The sequence below is a fragment of the Haloferula sp. A504 genome, from assembly GCF_044385805.1.
Taxonomy (GTDB): Bacteria; Verrucomicrobiota; Verrucomicrobiia; order Verrucomicrobiales; family Akkermansiaceae; genus Haloferula.
The window spans coordinates 1-1,750 of record NZ_JBISBU010000138.1 but is presented as its reverse complement, the minus strand read 5'-3'; the positions used below and the strand labels follow the sequence as shown (position 1 = coordinate 1,750).

The window sequence follows — 1,750 nt, the reverse complement described above, 5'->3', positions numbered from 1 at the left end:
GGCGATTCGCCGATGGGGGGCTCGATCTCGGTGAGAGATGAGATCAGCGGCTTTTGAGCACCCTCGGCGATTCCGAAAGCGGCTTTGGGGCTGGATGCCGACCTCCCACCACGCCGCCGAGGGGGGTTCCGGGTCGTTTTGCACTGTTTTCCGTACGCGTGGACACACCCCCTCCTTGCGTCTCCTCAGTGCCGCCTCCCTTTGGCCCTCTCGTGCCTCTCCACGAGGCACCACTCACGCGGGCGCGGCCCTCAGCCGCTCCCAACAGGCCGCCACTTCCTCCTGGAACCGGAAGCTGCTGCTCCAGCGCACCAGCACACGCCGCACGCTCACCTTCACCACCGCGGCGATTTTCAAGAGGTGGCTGCGGATGATCCCAGGCGTGGCCTTGGCGTAAGCCTTGCTCTCCTTGAGGCCCGTCTCGCGCAGGTCGATCATGAGCTGATAGGCGAAGGTCGAAAACCACAGCCGCAGCTGGTTGGCGCTCATCGTCTCGCAGCTCATCCGGTCGGCGAACAGGTCGAGTTGTTGTTCCTTCACCCGGTTCTCCATGTCGCCCCGCGCGCAGTAGAACCCGCGGTAGAGCTCCTCAGGCATCCACCCGGGCCGATCACCGGGCAGGTTGGTCACGATGAAACGTGGGTTCTCGCCCTTGGGGTTGACCTGCGCCTTGCCCACCACGCGGCGCGCCCGGCTCCAGCTCGTGGCCGTGCAGTATTCGAACTCGCTGAAGTAGGTGCACCAGCCGCCGCGCGTGCAGGCGTCGGCTTTCGCCCGGAACATCGTCTTGTCGAGGTGGCGCAGCAGGACCGAGTTGCGGGCCAGCCCCACGACGTAGAAGACTTCGTTTTGCTCGCACCACGAAAGGATCGCATCGCGGGCGAATCCGCTGTCGGCCCGCAGGATGATGCGCACCTCGGGAAAGCGCTCGCGGATGACCGGCACGATGCGCTGGAGGGCTTCGAGCGTGCCGTCGCAGGCATCCCGGTCACTGGTGCGCAGTTGCGCCCAGACCGGCCACGGGCCGATGAAGCAATAGAGCGGCAGATAGCAATAGTCGCCGTAGTAGCCGTGGAAGAAACGACCTTCCTGCTGGCCGTGGATGAGGCTGTCGGTCGCGTCGAAATCCAGCACGATCTCCTCGGTGTCCGGCGCGAGGCGGGAGATGGCCTGACGGATGAGAAGGCTTTCGATGGCCTCGTGATCGGCGTGGATCTTGTGGACGCCCGAGAGGCTCCCATCGGCAGACTTGGAGTTGGTCAGCTCAAGCCGGTTGAGCGTGGACTTGCCGGCAAGAGCCCGCCCCTTGTCCTCGCCGGAGCGATCCAGGCCGAGCGGGTCGGACTTGCCCACGCCCAGCGCCATCATCGGGTCGCGGCGCAGCGTGTCGTGGTCATTGAGGTCCTCGTATCCCATCGCCATGCCGAAGATCCGCTGGCGCAGCAGTTCGGGCAGGGAGTGCTCGATGAGTTCCGGGCGGCGGTGGTCGCTGAAGCAGGAGGCGAGTTGGTCGATCATGCCGGTGCGGCTATCGATCTCGCGCAGCAACACCACGCCGCCGTCGGCACTGACGTTGCCGCCCAGAAAATCGGCCACCACCTTGCGCTTGCCCAGGTCTTGAAACTCAAAGGTATGCTGGATACACTCTGTCATGTGGCGGTTGGGTTTTGTGTGTGAGTCATTGATTTGAACACCAACAACTTACACCAAAACTCCAACCGCCCTCAATTCTCGGTATGAGAAATCCGGG

The 1,750-nt window shown here is 63.9% G+C and carries 1 protein-coding gene; it reads right to left on the bottom strand.

The features are described from left to right. Positions 1–234 precede the first annotated feature (234 nt). Positions 235–1,653, bottom strand: a complete 1,419-nt coding sequence (locus ACG2LG_RS23795; RefSeq protein ID WP_396263357.1) for an IS1380 family transposase — start codon at positions 1,651–1,653, stop codon at positions 235–237. Positions 1,654–1,750 lie beyond the last annotated feature (97 nt).